This is a genomic window from Amycolatopsis lurida, from assembly GCF_900105055.1.
Lineage (GTDB): Bacteria > Actinomycetota > Actinomycetes > Mycobacteriales > Pseudonocardiaceae > Amycolatopsis > Amycolatopsis lurida.
The window spans coordinates 336,114-362,397 of sequence record NZ_FNTA01000003.1 but is presented as its reverse complement, the minus strand read 5'-3'; the positions used below and the strand labels follow the sequence as shown (position 1 = coordinate 362,397).

Here is a 26,284-nt window from a genome sequence, read left to right as displayed (position 1 = left end):
CCGATCAGCGTTGAAGATCGGCGACGACCGCGCTTGCCTCGCGGGTCACGATTTCCCGCAGCTCGGCCGGAATCGACGAGTCATTGAGAATCTTCGCGCAGCAGAACAACGCCATGACCATTCCCGGCCGCGTTTCCATGTCGGCACGTCGTTCCTGCCGCACACGCTCAGCGAGCCCGGGGATCCCCAACGAACTGGCCCATAGGTTCGCCGAGTCCAGCCCGCGCGGCGCCATGCCCCAGTCCTCCCAGTCGATGATCCAGCACCCGGGCCACGTCAGGTTCGCCCAGTTCAGATCCGCGTGCGCGGGCACCCAGGGGCCAGTGAGCGTGCTGTCTACCTGCCCAGGGAAAGCGCGCTCGATCTCGCGTGTGACCAAGGATTGCGTGATCACCTCGGTGTCCGGGGTAGCGATCCGGGTCGTGCGCTGGCCGGCGAGGGAATCCAGCGAGGCGTTGAACGTGGCCCACCACGCCGCGGACAACGACACGTCCCGCATCATCCGCCGCTGAAGGGGCGCATCGGTGACGAACTCGACCTCATCAGCACGCCAGACGACCTGAGCATCACCTGCGTGCCAGCTCAGCGCGGCATACCAAGCGGGCTTCGCGATGTCACTAAGCAGGTTCGCGGCCTCCGTGCCGTCCGCGGCCTGCCCCTGGGCAACGATCTTGGCCAGCGGACGGAACTCGATCCGCACCCAGGTACCCCGATCGCTCCGGGCACCGACCGAGCGCCGCTTGCGCGTCACCGTCGCACGATCAAGCACCACGCCCAGTCCGGCCTCGACGCGACTCAACACCTCATCCACCGACTCTTTACGCAGGTCACGTGGCTGGAGAGGAGTGCTGAGAGTGACGTCCGCCATGCCGTTCAAGGTATCAGTCCGTGTGATCATGGCCGCCGCCCTATTGGTTCGACGGCCATGATCAACGGGTCTGTCTCACGGTGACGCCGCAGGCTGTAATACCAATCGGCCTGATGGGCATGGATGCGGCGAGTCTCCAGGCTCACAAGCCCCTGAACAGCGGAAACAGTCAGCGGTGGTTCGGTACCTCAGTGCAAACTTGACTTTCCCTACTCTCAAGGTAGGGAAGGAGGCCTTCACGGTAAGCCGAACGTGGCGTAGCTTCGGGGCCCGATCACGCTCGGGGCGTCCACAAGGGACGCTTCCTGACCCGAAAAGTGCCCGATTCAGGAATCTGCATGATTCTGCGAGGGTCGTGAGTAACAAGGGCGGTTCTATTGAGCGATAGGGCAAAGGTGTCGCGGGCGGGCCACGCGCAAGGAAGCCTTCGTGGTGACGTGCGGAACTGACGGGACTCGCTCTGCCCTTAAGCGTCTACCAAGGACAGTTCCCGTGGCCGAATGCCCGGTTGATGCTCATATGGGCAGGTCTGCGCGGGGGTCGTGAGTGATAAGGAGCGTTAGAACGACACTTATCACTCACGACCCCCGCGCGCTGTCCCCGCGTGAGACGCGAGGAATGCTCCCTTTGTCGCGAGAGATGGGAAGCCGGCTACCACTGCCACCGGGTGGGCGTGCCGGTGAAGTCCTCGGCCCGCATACCGAACGCCCAGGCCGGCCGGATCGCGACGACGGCGTTGACGTCCGGGTCGTAGCTGTAGGCCGACGCGTACTTCGCGTTGGCCGTTTCGACGAACGTGGCGATGGCTTCCGGATCGGTGACGAAGTCCGCGACGCCGTCGAGGACGACGGGGTCGAGCGCGTCGTCGATGGTGACGGTGCAGCGGGGGTCGGCGCGCAGGTTGCGCATCTTGCGTGACGTGTGGGTGCTGCCGAACCAGAGCGCCTCTCCGTCCCAGGCCGCCCACACCGGCATCACATGCGGCCTTCCGTCGGGCCGGACGGTCGCGACCCAGTAGTTCATCGTGGCGCGCAGTTTGTCGTCGGCCCAGGACCAGGGCAGCAGCCCGGCTTCACCCTGCTCGGTGCCGTAGCCGGGCATGTGCGGGCGGCCGGCATTCAGCGGTTCTCGGGTACCAGCGCTCATTTTCCCTGCTTCCTTCTCTCAGGCGGCTGACGCGTCGTCGTCGAAGGCGAGGACGTCGTCGATGATGTCGAACAGTTCGTCTTCCGACGCCGAGTCGAGGTCGTCGTCGCCGGCGAGGGCCGGGCGCGCCTTGAGCGCCATCGCTTCGAGCCTCTCGGCGATCTCGGCATCGATGTCCACACTGGACAGGGTGGTTTCGAGTTCGCGGAGTTTCGCGAGCACGGCCCGTGTCGCGTCCGCCCGGTCGTCCCCCAGGCACTCGTCGAGGTGCCCGGCGAGACCGGCCGGGGTCGGCTGTTCGTAGACGACGGTGGTGGCGAGCCGGAGCCCGGTCTCCGCGTTGAGCCGGTTGCGGAGCTGGATCGCGGCGAGCGAGTCCATCCCGAGGTCGCGGAACGGCCGGTGCATGCCGATCACGTCGTCGTCGTGCCCGGAGACCGCGGCGACCGCGCGCACCACCAGGTCGAGCAGGATGGTCCGGCGCTCTTCGGCCGGTACCCCGGCGAGCCGGTCACTCAGTGACGTCTCGGCCGTCGTGTCCACCTGCCGTCCTTCCACCAGCTCGTCGAAAACTCGGCTGGCCCGGGTCGCGGTGTGGGTGGGGGCGAATGCCGCCCAGTCGACGTCGCCGACCGCCTGCACGGCCACCGGGCGGGCGAGCGCGCGGTCCAGCGCCGCCAGCGCGGTCTCCGCGCTCATGCCCGACACACCTTCGTGCTGGCTCTGGCCGGGCACCGCGGTCCCCATGCCTTCGTCCGCCCACGGCCCCCAGGCCACCGCGGTGGCGGGCAGCCCGAGCGCCGCCCGGTGCTGGGCGATCGCGTCGACGGCGGCGTTCGCCGCGGCGTAGTTGGCTTGGCCGGGAGCGCCGAAGGTGCCTGCCATCGAGGAGAACAGGACGAACTGTTCGAGCGGCAGGTCCCGGGTCAGCTCGTGCAGTCGCCAGGCGGCGCCGGCCTTCACCTCGAACACGGTCTCCAGCCGTCGCGCGGACTGGGCGTCCAGTACGCCGTCGTCGAGGAGCCCGGCCGCGTGCACCACACCGGTCACCGGATGCTCGGCGAGCAGGGTCCGCAGCGCTTCCGGGTCGGCGACGTCGCAGGCGGAGATCGTCACGGTGCTGCCGAGCGCGGTCAGTTCCGCGCGCAGTTCTTCGGCGCCTGGCGTCTCTGCTCCACGACGGCCGGCGAGGACCAGATGCGGTGCGCCGTGGCCGGCCAGCCATCGGGCGACCCGCTTGCCGAGCGCGCCGAGCCCGCCGGTGACCAGGACCGTGCCCGACGGCCGCCAGCCGGTCCCGGTCTCCGGGAACTCGAGCGTCCTCAGCCGTCGCACGTGGAGCCCGCTCGCACGCACCGCGAAGTGGTCTTCACCGTCATCGCAGGTCAATGCCTCGCAGACGTGGGCCCAGTCGGTATCGCCGGGTTCCGGCGGCAGGTCGACGAGGCCGCCCCAGCGATGCGGGGCTTCGAGCGCGACCACCCGGCCGAGCCCCCAAACGGCCGCCTGCCAGGGATCCGGCGGCGCGTCGGCGGGCCCGGTCGCGACCGCGCCGGAGGTCACCGCCCAGACCGGTGCCTCGATCGAGGTCCGCTCCAAGGCCTGGACGAGCGCGAGCACGTCCGCTGTCGCGCCCGCCAGCCAGAGGATGCCGTCGGGTGCGGCCTCCTCGAGCCGTTCCGCCCAGCCGTCGGAGCCGGTGTGCCGGAGGAGCCGCACCGAGCAGCCGCGTTCGCTCAGCGCACGCTCCGCCTTGGTGACCCGTTCGTCGAGGCCGGCCCCCGGCGGGGCGATCACCAGCCAGTTCCCGGTCGGCAACGGATGCACCCGGGGGTTTCTGAGCCGCCAGACGGGCTCGGTGGCGACCGGATCTTTTGTGGACTGTCGCCGGTGGATCCAGTAGCGCCTGCGCTGGAAGGCGTAGCCGGGTAGGTCCACCCGGCGGCCGCCCTCGTACCACGGTGAGAAGTCCACGTCGGCCCCGCGCGTGTACAGCGTCGCGAGCGCGGCGCCCAGCGTCTCCGTCTCGTGCCTGCCACGTCGGAGACAGGACACGAGTTCGATCGCGTGGTCGGCGAGGGCCTGCTGCCCCAGCGTGGTGAGGGCGTTGCCGGGTCCGGTTTCCACGATGGTGCGGGCGCCTTCGGCCGCGATCGTGCGCAGCGCGTCGCCGAATCGGACGGTGTCCCTGGCGTGCCGTACCCAGTACTCCGCGGTGCTCGCTTCCGATGGTTCGAGCCGTTCGCCGGTCACGCACGAGACGATCGGCACCTCCGCCGGGCGGAAATCCAGCGTGTCCAGAACCCGCCGGAAGGCGGCCAGCATCGGATCCATGTGCGGCGAGTGGAACGCGTGGCTCACCGCGAGCCGCGTCGCCCGGCCACCGGCCGCGGTGACGGTCGCCGCGAGTGCCAGAACTGCGTCCTCGTCACCGGAGATCACCACGGAGCCGGGACCGTTCACGGCCGCGATCCCGACCCGGCCGGCGTGCTCCGCGAGCAGGTCTTCGAGTTCGTGCTCTCCCGCACGCAAGGCGACCATCGCGCCGCCGGGCAGAGCCTGCATCAGCCGTCCCCGCGCGGCCACCAGCGCGGCGGCGTCGGAAAGCGAGAACACTCCCGCGGCGTACGCGGCGGCGATCTCGCCGACCGAATGCCCGGCGAGCAGCCCCGGCCGTACCCCGAATCCGGTCAGAACCCGGAACACGGCCACTTCGACGGCGAAGACGGCAGGCTGGGTGAAGTCGGTGCGATCCAGCAGCGCCGCCTCCGGCGTACCCGGCGCGGCGAACACGACATCCGCGAGCGGGCGTTCCAGGTGCGGATCCAGCTCCGCGCACACCTCGTCGAAGGCCTCGGCGAAGCCGGGCAGGTCCTCGCGCAGCCGCCCGGCCATCCCCGGGTACTGGCTGCCTTGGCCGGGGAAGACCACCGCGACCGGTCCGTCGGTGACCTCGCCGGTGAAGAGGGCGGCGCCGGCAAGCGCGGTCACCAGATCGTCGGTGTCGCGGCCGAGCACCACCGCGCGGTACCGGTGCCGGGCACGCGTCGTGGCCAAGGAGTACGCCAAATCGAGCGGATCGCTGCCAGGCGTGATGTGCCGCGCCAGCCGCCGTGCCTGCTCCGTCAGCGCGGCGGGCGAGGCCGCGGAGAAGATCCACGGGACCAGCGGACCTCCTCGCTCCGGGGAGGGTTCGGAGGTTTCCGGCTCGGGTTGTTCCAGGATGACGTGCGCGTTGGTGCCGCTGATCCCGAACGCGGACACGGCGGCGCGGCGCGGCCGGTCCGACACCGGCCACGGCGTCGGTTCGGTGATCAGCGCGATCCCGGCGTCGTTCCAGTCGAGGTGGGCGCTGGGCCGGTCGTGGAGCAGCCCGGGCAGGGTCCCGTGGCGCATCGCCTCGATCATCTTGAGCACACCCGCGATTCCCGCGGCGGCCTGGGCATGGCCGAGGTTGGCCTTCGCGGAACCGACGAGCAACGGGTGACGCCTGTCCTGGCCGTAGGTGGCTTGCAGCGCACCCGCCTCGATGGGGTCGCCGAGGGTGGTCCCGGTGCCGTGCGCTTCGACCACGTCGATGTCCTGTGTGGACAGCCCGGCGTCGGCGAGGGCGCCGGTGATGACGCGTTGCTGTGCCCGGCCGCTGGGCGCGGTGAGACCGTTCGACGCGCCGTCGGAGTTGATCGCGGAACCCTTGAGGATCGCCAGGACGGGGTGGCCGTTGCGCCGGGCGTCGGACAGTTTCTCCATGACGACGATCCCGGCGCCCTCGGCCCAGGCGGTGCCGTCGGCGTCGGCGGAGAAGGGTTTGCACCGCCCGTCCGGCGCGAGGCCACGTTGCTCGGAGAACTCCACGAACAGCTTCGGGGTGGCCATCACCGTGGCGCCACCGGCGAGGGCGAGCGCGCTTTCCCCGTTACGCAGGGACTGGGCGGCCAGGTGCATCGCCACCAGCGACGAGGAGCACGCCGTGTCGAGGGTGATCGCCGGACCCTCGAAACCGAATACGTACGACACCCGGCCGGAGGCGACGCTCCCGGCATTGGCCACCGACACCTGGCCGACGAGGTCCTCCGGCAGTTCGGCGAGCGGAAGCGCGTAGTCGCCGCCCATGATTCCCGTGAAGACACCGGTCCTGCTGCCGCGCAGCGTGGCCGGATCGATCCCCGCCGATTCCAGCGCGTGCCAGGAGACCTCCAGGAGCAACCGCTGCTGAGGATCCATCACGAGGGCCTCACGCGGTGACAGCCCGAAGAACTCCGCGTCGAATTCCGTGGCCGTGGCGAGGAAACCGCCGTGCCGGACGTAGGACTTGCCCGGCGTCTCGGGATCCGGGTCGTAGATCCCGGCCAGATCCCAGCCCCGGTCGGCGGGGAACTCCGAGACCACGTCACGGCCCTGGGCGAACACCTCCCACAGGTCCCGCGCCGATTCCACCCCGCCCGGATAACGGCATCCCACACCGACGATCACGACGGGGTCGTCGTCGACGGCGCGGACCGTCGTGGGAGTGCTGACGGCGGCTCGTGGTGCCTGGTCGCCCCAGAACCTGTCCGCGAGGTACTCGGCCAGCGCGCCGGGGGTCGGATGGTCGAAGACCAGGGTCGCGGGCAGACGCAGCCCGACGGCCTGCCCGAGCCGGTTACGCAGTTCCAGGCCGGTGAGGGAGTCGAAACCGAGGTCCTGGAACGCCCGGTCGCTCACGACCGAATCCTTGGTGGTGTGGCCGAGTACCGCCGCGACGGTACGGCGGACGAGTTCGGTCATCGCCGCCTCGTCCCGTTCCGGCGGCAATGAGGGCCCGGCAGCGCTCGCTTCCCGCACAGCGGCCGCGACGCGCCGCGACGGCGCGGCCAGCGCGGAGAACAGTGGTGAACGCTGGTCGCGCAGCGCGGTGACGTCGAGGCGTGCGGGTACCAGCAGGGCGGGAGCGCCGGCGAGAGCGGCGTCGAACGCCGCGAGCCCTTGCTCGGTGGACAGGGGCAGCAGGCCGCGGCGGGCCATCCTGGCGACGTCGGTCTCGGACAGATGCCCGGTCATCCCCGTGTCGAGCGCCCACAGCCCCCACGCGAGCGACGTCGCGGGCAGGCCGACCGCGCGGCGATGGTGGGCGAGGGCGTCGAGGTAGCTGTTCGCCGCCGCGTAGTTCGCCTGGCCCGCGTTGCCGATGATGCCCGCGATCGAGGAGAACAACACGAACGCCGCGAGGTCCAGCCCTTCGGTGAGCTCGTGCAGGTTCCGCGCGCCGTCGACCTTCGGCCGGAATACCGTGTCCACGTTGGACTCGGTGAGCGATTCGACCGTGCCGTCGTCGAGTACGCCGGCCGCGTGGACGACCGCGGTCAACGGGTGTTCGGCGGGGACGGCGTCGAACACCTCGGCCAGCCGGTCCCGATCGGCGACGTCACAGGCGGTCACCGTCACCCGCGCGCCCGCACTGGTCAGCTCGGCGACCAGATCCCCGGCGCCCTCTGTGCCCAGACCGCGGCGGCCGGTGAGCAACAGGTGACGGACCCCGTGTTCGGCGACGAGATGCCGGGCGATCAGCCCGCCGAGGCTTCCGACGCCGCCGGTGATGAGCACCGTCCCATCCGGATCGAGCGCCTTTTCCCGCCGGTCGGCGGGTTCAGTCACCCTGACGAGCCGGGGCACGAGCACCCGGCCGCCGCGGACCGCCGCCTGCGGTTCGCCCGCGGCGAATGCCTGTTCCGGTGTGCTTTCGTGATCGAGGTCGGCGATCAGCACACGGTCCGGCGCTTCCGACTGCGCGGCGCGGACCAGTCCCCACACCGGGGAACCGGTGGTTTCGGGCGAATCGTCGTCCACCGTGGTCGCGACCGCCCGCCGGGTGAGCACGACGAGCTTCGCGGCGGCGAAGGTCTCGTCGGTGATCCAGTCCCGCACCAGGTTCAGCGCCTCGATCGTGACCGCACGAGGATCGGCCGACTCGTCCTCCGGTCCACAAGGGACGCCGACGAGATCGGGCAGCTGCCCGCCCTCGTCGAGCGACGCGCGCAGCGCGGCCAGATCGTCGAAGACGGCGAACGAAGGCGGTTCGGCCGCCGCCGCCGGGATCCAGTCCACGTGCTGCAGCGAGCGGTTCACCCGTGGTCCGGCGAGCTTGGTGAGGTCGACGTGGCGGAGGGTGAGGGATTCGATCGTCGCGACGGGATCGCCCGCCCCGTCGGACAAGATCAGGGCGACCGCGTCGTCGCCCGCCGGAGTGACGTGCACCCGGAGGACTGTCGATCCGGTCGCGTGAAGATCGATCGACGTCCACGCGAAGGGAAGCCGTACGGTGTCGTCTCCCGCCCCGCCGGCGAGGATCGCGTGCAGTGAAGCGTCGAGCAACGCGGGGTGGATACCGAATCCTTCGGCCGACTCGCCCGGCAGTGCGACCTCCGCGTACAACTCGTCGCCGAGCCGCCACAAAGCCCGTAGTCCCTGGAAAGCGGGACCGTATTCGTAACCGATGTCGGCGAGGCGCGCGTAAGAGCCTTCGAGGTCGACGGCTTCGGCTCCCGACGGTGGCCACTCCCGTAGTCCCCGCCCTGGTGCGGCGGGCGTGGTGAGGGATCCGGTCGCATGGCGGATCCAGCCGGATTCGCCGTCGGAATCCGCCGGCCGTGAGTGGATGGTGAAACCTCGCCGCCCCGGTTCGCCCGCGGTGACCGTGAGCTGCAGTTCGACGGCGCCGTCGGCCGGGATGATCAGGGGATTTTCCAAGGCCAGTTCGTCCACCCGGCGGCAGCCGACCCGGTCACCGGCGTGCAGGGCCAGCTCCGCGAAGGCCGCTCCGGGCAGGAGGACCGTGCCGTTGACGGCGTGGTCGGCCAGCCAGGGATGGTTCGACAGCGAAAGCCTGCCGGTCCACAGCGATCCGTCGCCGTCCGCGAGGGTGACCATCGCGCCGAGCAGAGGATGGCCGGCGTCACGCAGGCCCAGTGACGCCGACCCGGCGGCTCCCGTCGACGGCGTCAGCCAGAAACGCTCCGTCTGGAAGGGATAGGCGGGCAGCGAAACGAGCCTGCCACCGGGGAAGACGGTGTCCCACCCGACTCCGGCTCCGTGCACCGCGGCTTCGGCGAGCGAGCGCCGGAACCGGGCGACGCCGCCTTCGCCTCGCCTCAATGTGCCGAGCGCGACGCCCTCGTGCGCGGACTCGTCCAGGATCTCCTGCAATCCCATGGTGAGCACGGGATGAGGGCTGCATTCGACGAACAGCGCGTGTCCGTCGTCCGCCAGCCGCCGGATGACGTGGTCGAATTCGACCGGGTTCCGGAGGTTCCGGTACCAGTATTCGGCGTCCAGGGAGGCGGTGTCGATCAGGCCGCCGGTCAGCGTCGAATGGAACGGTACTTCGCTCGTCCGGGGAGCCAGTTCCGCCAGCAGTTCGAGCAGGGGAGCGTGGAGCTCTTCGACTTGGGCGGAATGGGAGGCATAGTCGACCGGAAGCCGCCTGGTCCGGACGCCCGCATCACGGAGTTCCGCGGTCAGTTCGTCCAGCGCCGCCGGATCGCCCGACAGCACCGTCGCCGACGGCCCGTTCGCCGCCGCGATCGACACTCTGCCGTTCCAACGCTCGATCCGGCGCCCGGCCTCCGCTCTCGGCAGCGCGACCGAAAGCATCCCGCCTCGGCCGGAGATCGCGCGGATCGCCTTGCTGCGCAACGCGACCACTCGCGCGCCGTCCTCCAGGGACAACGCGCCCGCCGCGGTCGCCGCCGCGATCTCGCCCTGAGAATGGCCGACGACGGCGGCAGGCCGCACCCCGTGCGCCTGCCACAGCGCGGCGATCGAGACCATCACCGCCCACAGCACCGGCTGGACGACGTCGACCCGCTCCAGCGCCTCCTTGTCGGCCAAGGCCTCCGGCAGGAGCCAGTCCACGTGTGGTTCGAGCGCCCGTCCGCAGTCGGCCATGCGTTCGGCGAACACCGGGCTGGTGTCCAGCAGTTCCTTGGCCATACCGACCCATTGGCTGCCCTGACCCGGGAACACGAACACCGGGCGCGGATCCGCCTTGTCCGCACCGGTGAGGACCTCCGCCGTCGACTCCCCGGCGGCGAGCGCGGCGAGACCGCGAAGAAGCTCCTCGCGATCGCCTCCCAGCACGGCTGCCCGATGAGCGAAGCGGGTCCTCGCGTTCGCCAAAGTGAAACCCGCGTCGTGAACGTCGAGCGCGGGGTCGGACGCGATGCGGTCGCGCAACCGATCCGCTTGATCACTCAGCGCTTCTTCGCTGTTCGCCGAGAGGATCAGCGGCACGACCGGAGCGGTCGCCTGGGCCTTTTCGGGCTCGTCCGGGGCCTCTTCGAGGACGACGTGGGCGTTGGTCCCGCTGATCCCGAACGACGAGACCGCCGCACGCCGCTTGCGGCCGGTGTCCGGCCAGGGTGTGTGCTCCGCGAGCAGTTCGACCCGGCCCGCCGACCAGTCCACGTGCCGGGACGGTTCGTCCAGGTGCAGCAGCTTCGGCAGCATTCCGTACCGCATCGCCTGGACCATCTTGATCACGCCGCCGACCCCGGCCGCGGCCTGGGCGTGGCCAAGGTTCGACTTGAGCGAACCGAGCAGCAGTGGACGGTCCGCCGGTCGTGCCTGGCCGTAGGTCGCGAGCAGCGCCTGAGCCTCGATCGGGTCGCCTAGGGTGGTCCCCGTGCCGTGCGCCTCGACGGCGTCCACGTCCGACGCACGAAGACCCGCGTCGGCGAGCGCGTCGAGGATCACCCGCTCCTGCGCCGGTCCGCTGGGCGCGGAGAGCCCGTTCGACGCGCCGTCGGAGTTGACCGCCGAGCCCCGCAGCAGAGCCAGTACCCGGTGCCCGTTCCGCCGTGCGTCGGACAGCCGCTCGACCACGAGCACGCCGACGCCTTCCGCCCACGCCGTGCCGTCCGCCGACGCGGCGAAGGACTTGCAGCGGCCGTCCGGGGCGAGGCCCCGCAGCCGGGAGAATTCGACGAACATCTCCGGTGTCGCCATCACCGTGACACCCCCGGCGAGCGCCAGATCGCTGTCACCCGAGCGCAGTGACCGCGCCGCGAGGTGAAGCGCGGTGAGCGACGAGGAGCAAGCGGTGTCCACCGTGACCGAAGGGCCGTGCAGACCGAACACATAGGACAGTCGCCCGGAGACCACGCTGGAGGTGTTCCCGGTGATCAGGTGCCCTTCGAGTCCGTCCGGCACGGTGTGCACCCGGGGCGCGTAGTCGTGATGCATGACGCCTGCGAACACCGCGGTCCGGCTGCCGCGCAGGCTCGCCGGGACGATGCCCGCGTCCTCGAACGCTTCCCACGCGGCGGACAGCAGCAGGCGCTGCTGCGGATCGGTGGTCAGCGCCTCCCTCGGCGAAATGCCGAAGAACCCCGCGTCGAATTCGGCCGCGTCGTACAGGAAGCCTCCGTTGCGGGTCACCGAATGCCCTTGCCTGCCCGGATCGGGGTCGTAGAGCGAGTCGACGTCCCAGCCGCGGTCGCGGGGGAGTTCCCCGATCGCGTCGGTGCCTTCGGCGGCCAGCCGCCAGAGCCCTTCCGGATCGCGGACCCCGCCGGGAAAGGTGCAGGCCATGCCGATGATGGCGATCGGCTCGTGCGCCTCGGCGGGTTCCGACACCGTGGCGGGGGGACGGCGCTCCGGCTCGTCGCCGGACAGCAGCGAACCCAGGTGGCGGATCAGTGCTTCGGGGGTGGGGTGGTCGAAGATGACGGTCTCGGGCACGGTCAGGCCCAGCGCCTCGGTGAGCCGCCTTGCCAGTTCCGCTCCCATGATCGAGTCGAAACCCAGCTCGGTGAACAGGCGGCCGGGCGGCGCGTCGTCGAGCCCGAGTACCGCGGCCGCGTGGCCGAGGACGGCTCCGGCGATCGTGCGCTCGGTGTCCGCCGTGGACGGCGCCTCTGTGGCCGGGAGGGTGTCGAGCCAGTGGCGTTCACGCTGGAAGGCGTACCCGGGAAGGTCAACCGTCGACGGGCGTCCACCCGGGAACAATGCGCTCCAGTCCACGGAGGCGCCTTCGACGTACGCGGAAGCCACCGCGGCGAGGAAGTCCCTGGTGCCGGGCCGAAGCGGGATCTCCTGTCCGTTCGACGACAGGAGCACGGCGGTTTCGCCCGCGTGTTCCGCCGCCGTCGCGGCGAGCACCGCTTCGATCAGCTCGCCCGTCGGGATCGTCCGGGTCACGTACGCCGCCGCGAACTCGCCGATCCCTTCGCCGGAAACCGTTTCCGGCTCGATGCCCGAGTCCGTCAGCAGGCGATGGATCGCGACCTGGGAAGCGAAAGTCCGGGCCGCCGCGTTGTCGCTCCGTTCACCGAAGAGCGCGAGCGTTTCGGTGAACGCCGTGGTGAACGAGGGGAAAACATCGCCGAAGTCGCCGGGCGCCGAACCGAACCGCAGCTCCGCGGACCAGCCGGGGACGGCTTCCTGTACCTCGGTGCTCACCTCCTCCAGCGCGGCCAGCAGTTCCGCCCGATCACCCGCGACGACGGCGGCCCGGTACTCGAACGCGGTCCGCGTGGTGGCCAGCGACCAGGCGATCTCCGCGAAGTCCTGTTCCGGACGCGCGAGGAGGTGCGCACGCAGCCGGTCGACCTGGGCGCGCAGCGCGGACGGCGTCCGGCCGGAGACCACGCAGGCCGCGGACGGCGGTCCCGCGACGGCGGTGCGCGGTGCGGGCTCCGGGGCCGTGGTGAGTACGACGTGGCAGTTCGTGCCGCCCATCCCGAGCGAGGTGACGCCGGCGGCGCGTTCGACGTCGTCCCAGGCGATCCCTTCGGTGCAGACGCGCAACTTCAGTTCTTCCAGCGGAATCCGCGGATTCGGCTCGCGGAAGTGCAGGCTGGGCGGGATTTCCCCGTGGTGGACGGCAAGGGTCGCCTTGATCAGCCCGACCACCCCGGCCGCGGCTTCGAGATGTCCGAGATTCGTCTTCACCGAGCCCACGGGCAACGGCGCCGACCGATGACGGCCGTACACAGCCCCCAGTGCCGCCGCCTCGATCGGGTCGCCGACCTTGGTCCCGGTCCCGTGCAGTTCGACGTAGCCGACGTCGTCCGGAGTGATGCCGGTGCTTTCGAGGGCCTGGGTCAGGACCTTTTCCTGTGCCGCCCTGTCCGGCACGGTGAGGCCGGCGCCGCCGCCGTCGTTGTTGACCGCGCTGCCCGCGATCACCGCGTAGATCCGGTCGCCGTCGGCGATCGCGGCGTCCAGCGGCTTGAGCACGACGATGCCGCCGCCTTCGCCCCGCACGAAACCGTCCGCCGCCGCGTCGAAAGTCCGGCAGCGTCCGGTGGAGGAAAGGCCACCGAACTTTTCGGCCTCGCGTGCGCTCGCCGGGACCAGGTTCAGGTTCACCCCACCCGCCAGGGCGATGGTGGATTCGCCGGAGAGCAGGCTCCGCGCGGCCAGGTGGACGGCGACCAGGGACGAGGACTGTCCACTGTCGACAGTGATACTCGGGCCGCGCAGTCCGCAGAAATAGGACACCCGGTTGGCGATCAGGCCGCGTTGGAGGCCGGTGAAGCTGTGCTGCGTGGTCACGTCGAGTTCCTGGGCCAGCCGGGCGTAGTCGTCCCGCATCGCGCCGAGGAACATGCCGCAGTCCTGGCCGCGCAGGGTGGCGGGGACGAGGCGGGCGTCTTCCATCGCCTCCCACGCCAGTTCCAGCGCAAGCCGTTGCTGCGGGTCGAGCACCGCCGCCTCGCGCGGTGACACGCCGAAGAACGCCGCGTCGAAACCTTCGACGCCGGCCACGAACGACCCGTACCGCGAACCGGCGTCACCGCCGGAATCCCAGCGGTCGTCCGGGACCTCGGTGACCAGGTCCCTCGCCGCGCGCAGGACATCCCAGAACTCGGAAACGTCCGCCGCTCCCGCGACCCGGCAGGCCATGCCGACGATCGCGACCGATCCGGACCGCGCGAAATCTTCCCCACCAGACATGGCTCCGAAACTACGGCCGCCGCCGAAGCGCGAGCCAGGTCGCCGAGTGCATCGGGCACATCGGAAGAACAGATGTATTACCAGGTCATGAGCATGAGAGCGGAGCAAAGACGGAGGTGTGCGGCCGGCGGCGCGGCGGGCAGAGTGGCGTCCATCGACTCGACCACGGGGGCGCTGAGAATGACTTCGCTCGACGAACGCGAACGGGTGGCGGAATCGGGGAATCCGCTTCACGTCCTGCTGGACCCCGCCATGCGGATCGATCCGCATCCGACCCTGGCCAGGCTGCGGGCCGCGAGTCCGCTCGTCACGCCGGACGGCACGGTGGTCGTCGGGGACTACGCGAGTTGTCTCGACGTGATGCGGAATCCGGCGATGGGCAACGACACCCTGGACTCGCCCGGCCTGCGTGGCCTGGTGCCGAACAGTGGCGCGAAACAGGTTCTCGACTCGATCTTCTTCATGGACGGCGGCGACCACGGCAGGCAGCGGCGGCTGATTTCCAAGGCCTTCACCCCGAGGATCACCGCGCGCTATCGCCCGCGGATCGAGAACATCGTCGATGAATTGTTCGCGGAAATCGCCGGCGCGGACGAATTCGACGCGGTCGGTGAATTCGCCAATCTCCTGTCCATTCGCATCATCTGCGAGCTGCTCGACGTCCCGATGTCCGATGTGGACGTTCTCAAGGAATGGTCGGACGACCTCGCGCTGGCGACCGAGCTCCCGACGCTGGTCGCCGGGTTCCGGCGGCTGGGCCTGCTCTCACCGGAGGAACTGGCCGTGGTCGACCGCACGTGCGCGTCGATGCACGCCTACTTCGCGGACCTGATCTTCAAACGCCGCCGCGCTCCCGGCGAGGACCTCGTGTCCAGCCTCATCCGGACGGAGGACCGCGGACAGACCCTCGCCCGGCACGAGGTGACGAACGTGCTCGTCACCTTGTTCGCCGCCGCGCACGAGTCGGTCACGAACCTGATCACGAACGGGATCCTCGCCCTGCACCGCAACCGCGAGCAGCTGGCGTTGCTGCGGGCGGACCCGGCACTGGCCGCGCCGATGGCCGACGAGGTGCTCCGCTATGACGCCCCCGTCCAGCTGACCGCCAGGGTCGCGCTGAGCCCGACCACGGTCGCCGGACTCGACGTCGACGCCGGGACCGTGGTGATCCTCCTGCTCGCCGCCGCAAACCGGGACGAGGCCGAATTCGCCGAGGCGGACCGGTTCCTGATCTCCCGTACCACCAAGCGCATGCAACTGGCCTTCGGCGCGGGCCCGCATTTCTGCATCGGTTCCAGTCTCACCAAGCTCGAAGCCGAGCTCGCCTTCCGTGCCGTCGCCGAACGTTTCACCGATTTCGAGGTCGACGAGGGTTCGCTGGAGTACCGCCGCCACGTGGTCGTCCGCGGCCTGCGGAAGATGACCGTCCGCGTCTCGCGCCGAAACCTGGAGCTTTGATGTCTACAGAGGACAAGACCCGCCAGTACCTGAAGAAGGTCACGGCCGAACTGCGGCGTACCCAGGACAGGCTTCGTGAGGTGGAGGGCCGGGCACACGAGCCCATCGCCGTGGTCGGGATGGGCTGCCGCCTTCCCGGTGGCATCGACTCCCCGTCCGGGCTGTGGGAACTGGTCCGGGACGGGGGTGACGCGATCACGCCGTTCCCGGACGATCGTCACTGGGATCTCGAGGAGCTCTACGACCCGGATCCGGACGCGGGAAGATCTGGCCGCTCCTACGTCCGAGAGGGCGGCTTCCTGCACGACGCACCGCTCTTCGACGCCGGCTTCTTCGGTATTTCCCCTCGAGAAGCGCTCGTGATGGATCCCCAGCAGAGAGTGCTGCTGGAGGTCGCGTGGGCGACCTTCGAGTCCGCCGGGATCGCCCCGGACGAGCTGCGCGGCAGCCGGACCGGCGTCTACGTCGGCTCCACCGGCAATGACTACGAGCTGGTGTGGAAGGGGTCGAAGGAGTACTCCCCGCACGGCATCACCGGCAACAGTTCGAGTGTCATCTCGGGCCGGATCTCCTACTGCTTCGGCCTGGAAGGACCCGCGGTGACCGTCGACACCGCCTGTTCCTCCTCGTTGGTGGCGATCCACGAAGCCATTCGCGCGCTGCGCGAGGGCACGTGCGGGATGGCGCTGGCCGGCGGGATCACCGTGATGGCCACGCCGGACACCTTCACCGAGTTCTGCGGCCAGGGCGTGACCTCGATCGACGCCAGGTGCAAATCCTTCGCCGACGGGGCGGACGGGGCGATCTGGGCCGAAGGCGCCGGTCTCCTCCTGCTCGAACGACTGTCCGACGCCCGCCGCGCCGGGCATCCGGTGCTGGCGCTGCTGCGAGGTTCCGCGGTGAACCAGGACGGGACGAGCAACGGTCTTTCCGCCCCCAGCGGGCCCGCGCAGCAGCGGGTCATCCGGGCCGCGCTCGCCGACGCCGGACTGTCCGCACAGGACGTCGACGTGGTGGACGCGCACGGCACCGGAACCACCCTCGGCGACCCGATCGAGGCCAATGCGCTCATCGCGACCTACGGCAAGGACCGGTCGCCGGACCGCCCGCTGCGGCTCGGCTCGCTGAAGTCGAACATCGGGCACACCCAGGGCGCGGCGGGGGTCGCCGGCGCGATCAAGCTGATCATGGCCATGCGGCACGGTGAGCTGCCCAAGACCCTGCACGTCGACGCCCCTTCGTCCAAAGTGGACTGGACGAAGGGTGCGGTCGAGCTCCTCACCGAAGCGGTCCCGTGGCCGGAGACGACGTCACCGAGGCGAGGCGGCGTGTCCTCCTTCGGCATCAGCGGCACCAACGCCCATCTGCTGATCGAGGAAGCGCCCGCCCAGGAGGTGCCCCTGGTGGCGGCGACCGGGTCGCTTCCGGTGCTGCCGTGGGTGATCTCCGCCAAGACCGGGGCGTCCCTGCGCGGCCAGGCGGCCCGGCTGGCGTCCTGCGCCGAAAGCCACGCGCCCGCCGACGTCGCGGGCGCGCTGGCCACCATGAGGGTCGGTTTCCGGCATCGCGCGGTGGCGTTCGGCAGGACCGCCCGAGAGTTCGCCACGGCGCTGAAGGCTTATGCGGACGGCGCGGCGACCGGCGCCGTCGTCGAAGACGTGACCGGCAATGGTTCGCTCGCCTTCTTGTTCACCGGTCAGGGCGCGCAGCGGCCGGGGATGGGAAGCCGGCTCGCGGCCGAGTACCCCGTGTTCGCCGCGGCGCTCGACGCCGTCTGCGTCGAACTCGACCAGCACCTGTCCCGGCCACTGCGCGAGATCATGTTCGCCGAAACCGGCTCGGCGGAAGCGGAACTGCTGTACCGCACCGAATTCACCCAGCCCGCGTTGTTCGCCTTCGAAGTCGCCCTGTTCCGGCTCGTCGAGTCGTGGGGGGTGCGGCCGGATCAGCTGCTCGGGCATTCGGTCGGGGAGATCGCCGCCGCGCACGTCGCCGGGGTCTGGTCGCTGTCCGACGCCTGCCGGGTGATCGCCGCCAGGGGACGCCTGATGCAGGCGCTGCCCGAGGGCGGGGCGATGGTCTCGGTGGACGCGACCGAAGCGGAGGTTCTGCCCGATCTGGCCGGTCTCGAGGACCGGGTTTCGATCGCGGCGATCAACACCGCGGAGTCCGTGGTGGTGTCCGGGGACGAGGACGCGCTGGCCGGTCTCGAACGGCTCTGGGACGGCCGCGGTCACCGGACCAAGCGGCTCCGCGTCAGCCACGCCTTCCATTCGCCGCTCATGGAACCGATGCTCGCCGAATTCGAAGCCCTGCTCGGCGAACTCGTGTACCACCCGCCGTCCATCCCGGTCGTGTCCGACGTGACCGGGGAACCGGCGACGGCCGAGCGGCTGCGCTCACCGGCGTACTGGGTCGAGCACGCGAGGGCGGCCGTCCGGTTCTACGACGGCCTTGCCACCTTGCGGGAAGCGAAGATCACCACCCTGCTGGAACTCGGCCCGGCCGCGGTCCTCTCCGCGATGGTGCCCGCCGACGGTGAACCCGGACTGGTCGCGATCCCGGCCGTGCGCACCGACCGGGACGAGGCCGAAGCAGTCCTGCGTGCGGTGGGCGCGCTGCACGCCCGTGGCGTATCGGTGGACTGGACGGCGATCCTCGCCCCCGTCGCGCCTTCGCCCGTCGAACTGCCGACCTATGCCTTCCAGCGCGAGCACTACTGGATCGCGCCGGAGGCGGAGACCGCCGACGTCCAGGCGGCAGGTCTGCTCCCGTCCGGACATCCGCTGCTGGGCGCCGCACTGACCCTCGCCGACGGCGGCGGAATCGTGCTCACCGGCCGGATCTCGTTGCGGGCCCAGCCCTGGCTGGCCGGTCACCGCGCCCACGACACGGTGATCCTGCCGGGTACGGCGTTCGTGGAGCTCGCGTTGTCCGCCGGTGAACAGGTCGGCTGCGACGTGATCGAAGAACTCACGATGGAGACCCCGCTGACCCTGCCGGACGAGGGTGGCGTGCGGATCCAGGTGCTGGTCGGTGAACCGCTGGACTCCGGTAGCCGTCCGGTGCGGGTGTTCTCCCGGCCCGACGGCGCCGATGTCGGGGGCTGGCGTTCGCATGCGGCCGGGCTGCTGAGTGCCCACACCACACCCACCGGCGACGGGCTGACCGAATGGCCTCCTGAGGGTGCGGAGCCGATTCCCTTCGACGGCGGCTATTACGACGACCCGGAGGTCGTGCTGGCGTTCGGGTATGAAGGGGTGTTCCGCGGCCTTCGCAAGGTCTGGCTGCGCGGGGATGCGGAGCTGTTCGCGGAGATCGAACTGCCAGGGGACCATTCGCTGACCGACGGCTACGGTCTGCATCCGGCGTTGCTCGATGCCGCGCTCCAGGCCGTCGGGCTCGGCCCCTTCCTGGACTCGATCAATCAGGGCTCCGGCAGCATGCCGTTCGCCTGGTCCGGGCTGACCCTGCACGCGGCGGGCGCGTCGATGCTGCGGGTGCGGGTCACCGGCGCCGACGGGCACGTGGCGCTGACCCTCGCCGACGGTGCGGGCGCACCGGTGGCCACGATCGAGAACCTCGCGTGGCGACCGGTCGCCGAACGGTCGGCTCTCGGCGCGCCGGACGTCGACGACTCCCTGTACGGGCTGGATTGGGTGCCCGCCCGCGGACCGGCCGCGGCGGGCGTCGGCGGACACGTCCTGCTCGATTCGGGAGCCGCCGGGCTCGCCGCGCTGATCGCCGCGGGCGGGCCGGTCCCGGAGACCGTGGCCGTCCCGATGTCCACACAGGACGGTCCGGTGGTGCCATCGGCACGAGCTGCGCTGGCCGAGGTCACCGAAGTGCTGCGCGTCTGGCTCGCCGCGGAACGGTTCGCCGACGCGAAGCTGGTGCTTTCCACTCGCGGGGCCGTCGCCGCGGTGGCCGGGGACCGGATCGACCTGACGGTCGCCGGTGTCTGGGGCGTGGCGCGGTCGGCCCAAGCGGAGCATCCCGGCCGGATCGTGCTGCTCGACACCGACGGCCCGGTGGCCGACGCGATCCCGGCCGCGCTCGCGACCGGCGAGGCACAGATCGCCGTCCGGGCCGGGGCGGCCCTGATCCCGCGGTTGCATCCGGTCGCGGCCGACGGGCTTCTGCCGGTCCCGGCGGAACCGGCCTGGCGCCTCGACAGCACCGGGCACGGCACGCTGGACAACCTGGCGCTCCTGCCTTGTCCGGAGGTGCTCGGACCGCTCGGGCCGCTCGACGTCCGGGTCGGGATCCGGGCCGCGGGGGTGAACTTCCGCGACGTCCTGGTCGCACTCGGCATGTACCCCGGGAAGGCGGTGCCGGGAGCGGAAGCCGCCGGGGTGGTCCTGGAAACGGGCGACGGCGTGTCCGGTCTCAGCCCCGGTGACGCCGTGTTCGGCGTGTTCAGTGGCGCGATGGGGCCGGTGGCGGTCACCGATCACCGGCTGCTCGCGCCGATTCCCGCGGATTGGTCGTACGAAGCCGCGGCTTCCGTTCCGATCACGTTCCTCACCGCGTACTACGGCCTGACCGATCTCGCCGGGCTCCGGCGAGGCGAGTCCGTGCTGATCCATTCCGGCGCGGGCGGTGTCGGCATCGCGGCGATCCAGCTCGCGAAGCATCTCGGCGCGGAGGTGTTCGCCACGGCCAGCGAGGCCAAGTGGGACACGCTACGAGGGCTCGGGCTGGACGACGCGCACATCGCTTCCTCGCGGACGGTCGACTTCGAAACCCGGTTCCGGGAGACGACCGGCGGACGTGGGGTCGACGTCGTGCTGAATTCGCTGACCGGCGAGTTCTTGGAGGCGTCGTTGCGCCTGCTCGCTCCGGGAGGACGGTTCCTGGAGATCGGCAAGGCCGACGTCCGCGATCCCGAAGCGGTGGCCGCGGCCCATCCGGGCGTCCGCTACCACTCGTACGACCTGGTCGCGTCCGCGGGCGAAGACCGGGTCCGCGAGATGCTGACCGAGGTCTCCGTGCTGTTCGGACGCGGCGTGCTCACCACCCCGCCGCGCCGCGACTACGACCTCCGGCGTGCGGGAGAGGCGCTCCGCCACGTCAGCCAGGCGAAGCATGTCGGCAAGGTGGTCCTCACCGTGCCGCGGAAGCCCGACCCCGACGGCACGGTCCTGGTCACCGGCGGCACGGGCTGGCTCGGCGGCCTGATCGCCGAACACCTCGCACGCCGGGGCGCGCGGCACCTCATGCTGCTCAGCCGTCGCGGCGACGACACTCCCGGTGCCGGCGACCTGATCGACAGGCTGTCCGGCCTCGGCGCCGGGGTCACGGTCGTCAAGGGTGACGTCGCCGACCGCGGCGACGTCGAGGCCGCGCTGGCCGCCGTGGCACCGGAACACCCGCTCACCGCGGTCGTGCACGCGGCCGGGGTGCTCGCGGACGGCGTCGTCGCCACGTTGACCGAAGAACAGCTCGACGCCACCCTCCGGCCGAAACTCGACGGGACCTGGCATCTGCACGAACTCACCGAGGACCTCGACCTCGCCGCTTTCGTCTGTTTCTCTTCCGCGGCGGGCATCTTCGGGGCCGCGGGGCAGGGCGCCTACGCCGCCGCGAACTCCTTCGCCGACGCGTTGATGAGGTGGCGGCGGGACGCAGGGCTTCCCGGCACGTCGCTCGCCTGGGGGCTCTGGGCACCAGGCGACGAGCGCGGCGGGATGGCCGGCGGCCTCAGCGCCGCGGACTGGGCACGGATGGGGCGAACCGGCGTCCGCGGGCTGACCGCGACGCAGGGCCTCGCCCTCTGGGACGCGGCGCAGGAGTCCGATCGGGCGCTGCTCGCCCCGCTCGGTCTCGACCTCGGCACGATTTCCGGGCTGGGCGAAGGAATCCCGCCGTTGCTCCGGGACATCGTGCGCGGCTCCGCCCGGCGGGTGGCGGCCGGTCGCCGTCAGGACACGCCCACCGAGGCGCCCGACGCGCTCAGGCGGAGGCTGGGTTCGCTGCCGGAGGCCCAGCGCGAACGGCAGCTGGTGTCCCTCGTGCGAAGTCACCTGGCGGCCGTCCTCGGCTATGCGTCGGGTGACGAGGTGCCCACCGAAACCCCCTTCCGTGAACTGGGCTTCGACTCACTGACCTCGGTCGAGCTCCGCAACCGGCTCACCGCGGTCACGGGCCTCAGGCTGCCGCCGACGCTCGTTTTCGACCACCCGACGGCGAACGCCCTGGCCGGGTACCTCGGCACGGAGATCGCCGATTCCGGTGCTCCCGCCGCTCCGGCGCCTTCGCCCGCGCTGGCTCAACTGACCGCCCTCGAACGGACTGTCGCCGAGCTGGACGAGGACGCCGAAGTGCGCGCGACGCTGGGTGCTCGTGTGCGAGCCCTGCTGACGAAGCTGGAAGGCGACAGTTCCGGCGACGCGGAGGACACGCTGCGGTCCGCCTCCGTCGACGAGCTGTTCGACTTCGTCGACCGGGAGTTCGGCCGTGGGTGAACCTGCCGTGCCAGTGACGACGACGAATCCGTGGGGGCCTAGCCATGTCCGATGACCCGAAGCTCGTCGAGTACTTCAAGCGGGTGACGGCGGAGCTGTACGAGACCAAGAAGCGGTTGAACCGCCTCGAAAACGCCGACGCCGATCCGGTGGTGATCGTGGGCGCCGGCTGCCGGTTCCCGGGCGGGGTCGAGTCGGTCGACCAGCTGTGGGAGGTGTTCGTCGAGGGGCGCGACCTGATCTCGGAGTTCCCCGGCGATCGGGGCTGGAACCTGGCGGAGATCTACGATCCCGACCCCGAGGCACCGGGGAAATCGTATGTCCGTCATGGCGGCTTCATCGAATCGGCGACGGAATTCGACGCGGGATTCTTCGGTGTCTCGCCGCGGGAAGCGCTGGTGATGGACCCACAGCACCGGCTGCTGCTGGAGGTCTCCTGGCACGCGCTGGAGTCCGCCGGGGTCGACCCGGCCCGGCTTCGCGGCAGCCGGACCGGCGTGTTCACCGGCCTGGTCGGCGGGGACTACGCCTCCCGGGTCGAAGAGGTGCCGGTCGACCTGGTCGGACAGGTCTCGATCGCCAATGCGGCCAGTGTCGCCTCCGGGCGGGTGTCGTACCTCTTCGGTTTCGAGGGCCCGGCGATCACGCTCGACACGGCGTGTTCCTCCTCGCTCGTGGCGATGCACCTGGCCGCCCGATCGCTGCGGAACGGCGAATGCGACCTCGCGCTCGCCGGTGGTGCGACCCTCATCCCGAGCCCGATCCGGTTCATCGAGTTCTCCCAGCAGCGCGGCCTCGCGCCGGACGGCCGGTGCAAACCCTTCGCCGCCGCCGCGGACGGCACCGCCTGGGCGGAAGGCGCCGGGATCGTCGTCTTGGAGAAGCTCTCCGACGCGCGCCGCAACGGGCACCGGGTGCTCGCCGTGCTCAGGGGGTCGGCGGTCAACCAGGACGGGGCCTCCAACGGTCTCACCGCGCCCAGTGGGCGAGCGCAGCAGCGGGTGATCACCGACGCGCTCGCCGACGCCAAACTGTCCACACAGGACATCGACGTGGTCGAAGCCCACGGCACGGGGACGAAACTGGGCGATCCGATCGAGGCGCAGGCGCTGCAGGCCACCTACGGGAAGGGCCGCGCCGAGCCGGTGCTGGTCGGTTCGGCCAAGGCCAACGTCGGGCACACCCAGGCCGCCGCCGGGATCGCCGGTGTGCTCAAGATGCTCATGGCCATGCGCCACGGTCTCGTGCCCCCGTTGCCGCACCTCGACCGGCCGACGCCGCACGTCGACTGGGACGGCGGCGGGATCGGCCTGACCACCGAAACCGTTCCCTGGCCGGAGACCGGCCGGCCCCGTCGCGCCGCTGTCTCGTCGTTCGGGATGAGCGGAACGAACGCGCATCTCGTTCTCGAGCAGGGCGAGCCACCGGCGGAGGTCGAACCCGGCACTCCGCCGCCGCTGCTGCCGTGGGCGGTTTCCGCGGCCACAGCGGCGGGCGTGGCGGCCCAGGCGAAGAAGCTGCTCGACGAACTCGGCGATGCCGACCCGGCCGACGTCGCGTATTCGCTCGCCACGACCCGAACCCATCACCGGCACCGCGCCGTGGTGCTGGGCGCCGATCGCGAGGAACTCGTCTCCGGCCTTTCCGCGCTGGCCTCGGGTGAACCGTCGCCGTTCGTGGTCGAAGGCACCGCGATCCCGGACTCCGGTGTGGTGTTCGTCTGCCCGGGGCAGGGCGCGCAATGGCAAGGAATGGCGGTGGACCTGCTGGACACGTCGCCCGTGTTCGCCGAGCAGATCGTCGAGTGCGAGAAGGCGTTGACCCCGTTCGTCGACTGGTCCCTGGCCGACGTCCTGCGCCAGGCCGAGGGCGCGCCTTCGCTCGAACGCGTCGACGTGGTCCAGCCAGTGCTGGCGGCCGTGATGATCTCGCTGGCCCGGCTCTGGCGGCAGCACGGGGTGGAGCCGGCCGCCGTCGCCGGTCACTCGCAGGGCGAAATTCCGGCGGCCTGGATCGCCGGTGGCCTGAGCCTGTCCGCCGCCATGCGGGTGGCCGCGCTGCGCAGCCGTGCGCTGACGGCGCTGTCGGGAACCGGCGGGATGGTCTCGGTCGCCTTCGGTGCCGAGGCGACGGCCGAACTCATCGACGGGGTGTCGGGCGAGCTCACCGTCGCCGCGGTCAACGGCGCACTGTCCACAGTGGTCTCCGGCACCCCGGACGCGCTGACGGAACTACTCGACGAATGCGGGAAGCGTGGCCTGCGGGCGCGCCGCGTCCCGGTCGACTACGCGTCGCATTCGGCTCACGTCGAACGGATCCGGGACACCGTCCTCCGCGAACTGGCGCCGCTGGTGCCCGCCGACCCGGTACTGCCGTTCGTATCCGGCCGGACCGGCCGGTGGCTGGACGGCGAACCGCTGGACGCCGGGTACTGGTACCGAGGACTGCGGGAAACGGTCCGGTTCGACGAGGTGACCACCACGCTGCTGCGTGACGGTCACCGGGTGCTGCTCGAGGTGAGCCCGCATCCGGTGCTCGCCGGTGCGATGCGCGAGACCCTGGACGCGAGCGGTGTGACCGCCTCCGTGCTCGGGACGCTGCATCGCGGAGAAGGCGGTCCGGACCGGTTCCTGCGCGCCCTCGCCGAAGCCCACGTCGCCGGGGTCGAGGTGGACTGGCGGGTCGTTTTCGAAGGCAGCGGGGCACGCCGGGTGGATCTTCCGCCTTACCGGTTCCAGCGCGACCGGTACTGGCTCGAGCCGATCCTGCCGGAATTCGGCGACGGCGGAGCAGCGGGGGAGAACGCCGAGCCGGACACCGACCTGGCCGCGTTGTCGCCGGGGGAGCGGCGGGATCGGCTGGTCCGGCTGGTCCGCGGACACGTCGCCGCGGTGCTGAAGTACCCGCGGGGCCGTGAAGTCCCGCTGGACGACACCTTCCGCGACCTCGGCTTCGAGTCGCTCACCGCCGTGGAACTGCGCAACCGGATCGCGGGCGCGACCGGCGTCGACCTCCAGCTGACCGACGTGCTCAACTATCCGACGGTCGAGGAGCTGGCGGAATTCCTCTCGGACGAGGTACCCGAGAACGGATCCGGCGGGGCCGCGACGGACGAGTCCGATTCGGACAGTCTGGTTTCGCTGTACCTGCGGGGCGTCGAGCAGGGACGGCCGCACGACGCGATGGGTCTGGCCAGGATGGCCGGGCGCTTGAGGGAGTCGTTCGGCGACTCGTCGGACGCGGCCGCCCTGGTGGGGATCTCGCGGCTGTCCGTCGGTTCGGGTGGCCCCGCGCTGGTCTGCGCGGTGCCGCCGGTCTCGCCGATCACCGACGCCGCGTATTCGTTCATCGCGCCCGCGATGCAGCGGCCCCGGGACATGTGGACGATGTGGCCGCCGGGGTTCACCGACGGCCAGCCGTTGCCCCCGGACCTGCCCAGCCTGTTCGAAGCCCAGCGTCGCGCGCTCGACGAGCACGTGGGCACCGGACCGCTGGTGCTGGTCGGCTACTCCGCGGGCGGCTGGGTCGCCCGCGCGTTCGCCGAGTACCTGGAGGAGCGAAACCGGCCCGCGGACGCCGTCGTGCTGGTGGACATCTACCTGCCCGCTTCGGACCGCAACGAGGTACGCGGGCGCTTCATGCAGGAACAAGCCGGACGACAGGAACTGTTCGCCGGCGGGAAAACGGGTTCGATGGCGAGCCAGCTCGGCGCGATGGGCCGGTACGTCACGCTCTTCGACACCTGGGAGCCCGTCCCGATCCGCACGCCGACCCTGCATCTGCGGGCCGCGGAGTCCCTGCCCGGACTGCCCGCGTTCACCGCGGACGAACAGTTCCCGACCACGCTGTGCGCGCGGACCGTCGATCTGCCGGGCAATCACTACACGCTGCTCACCGAACACGCGGAGGCGGCCGCGGCCGCGTTGCACGACTGGCTGACCGAGCTCTTCGGGAACCATTGAGTCTCGTTCACTTTCCCACACCGGGATCGAGGACAGACCCGGCGCACGGCGTGCCCGGTCGGTCAGCTCCTGGAACAGCTCCGTCTTCGCAGCGGCGTACTGGGCGGAGCCGGTTCCGGCGGCCACGATCGCCCGCTTGAGTTCGGCGTAGCGCGCCGCGTCGGCCAGCTGTCCGCCGTGACGACGTGCAGGATGTGGGTGCGGAGCCCGCCGCGGGCACACACGTACAGCAGGCGATCGGTCATCCCGCTGTGGTGCCGGCGGTACCGATGTGCTCGATGGACACGAAGACGCCGGGCAGCGCGTTCTCCAGCTCCGTGATCGCCCGTGCCGCGAGGCGCGGCCAGGCCGGGTCGTATTCGGAGATCTCGATACCCGGCCTTACCGCTCCGACTTGCGGGTCCGGCGCCGTCGTGTCACGAATGGACACGTTCGGAGTGCCGCGA

6 protein-coding genes and 1 pseudogene are annotated in these 26,284 nt (G+C 70.8%); 3 read left to right on the top strand and 4 right to left on the bottom strand.

The genetic code is table 11. The annotated features are described in order from the left end of the window. Window positions 1-4: 4 nt before the first annotated feature. From BLW75_RS03975 to BLW75_RS03965, 3 genes are all read right to left on the bottom strand, one after another. Window positions 5-868, bottom strand: a complete 864-nt coding sequence (locus BLW75_RS03975; protein WP_034317666.1) for a phosphotransferase — start codon at window positions 866-868, stop codon at window positions 5-7. 651 nt (window positions 869-1,519) lie between these two features. Continuing rightward, on the bottom strand, window positions 1,520-2,014 hold the full coding sequence (locus BLW75_RS03970; RefSeq protein ID WP_034317606.1) for a TIGR03618 family F420-dependent PPOX class oxidoreductase: 495 nt from the start codon (window positions 2,012-2,014) through the stop codon (window positions 1,520-1,522). A gap of 18 nt (window positions 2,015-2,032) precedes the next feature. After that, window positions 2,033-13,951, bottom strand: coding sequence for a type I polyketide synthase (locus BLW75_RS03965; protein ID WP_158005402.1), 11,919 nt, complete (start codon window positions 13,949-13,951; stop codon window positions 2,033-2,035). 180 nt (window positions 13,952-14,131) lie between these two features. On the opposite strand from BLW75_RS03965, the gene BLW75_RS03960 reads away from it, so the two are divergent. From BLW75_RS03960 to BLW75_RS03950, 3 genes and pseudogenes are all read left to right on the top strand, one after another. Further along, a complete protein-coding gene (locus tag BLW75_RS03960) occupies window positions 14,132-15,409 on the top strand; it encodes a cytochrome P450 (protein ID WP_091596859.1) in 1,278 nt (425 codons plus the stop codon). After that, a complete protein-coding gene (locus tag BLW75_RS03955) occupies window positions 15,409-21,876 on the top strand; it encodes a type I polyketide synthase (protein ID WP_091596719.1) in 6,468 nt (2,155 codons plus the stop codon). The genes BLW75_RS03960 and BLW75_RS03955 overlap by 1 nt, the downstream gene beginning before the upstream one ends. A gap of 143 nt (window positions 21,877-22,019) precedes the next feature. Continuing rightward, a pseudogene (locus BLW75_RS03950) lies at window positions 22,020-25,838 on the top strand (type I polyketide synthase); the annotation flags it as partial. 241 nt (window positions 25,839-26,079) lie between these two features. Here BLW75_RS03950 and BLW75_RS43130 read toward each other — a convergent pair. After that, entirely contained in the window at window positions 26,080-26,268 is a 189-nt protein-coding gene (locus BLW75_RS43130) for a GrpB family protein (RefSeq protein ID WP_198935821.1), read from the bottom strand. Between the last annotated feature and the right edge of the window lie 16 nt (window positions 26,269-26,284).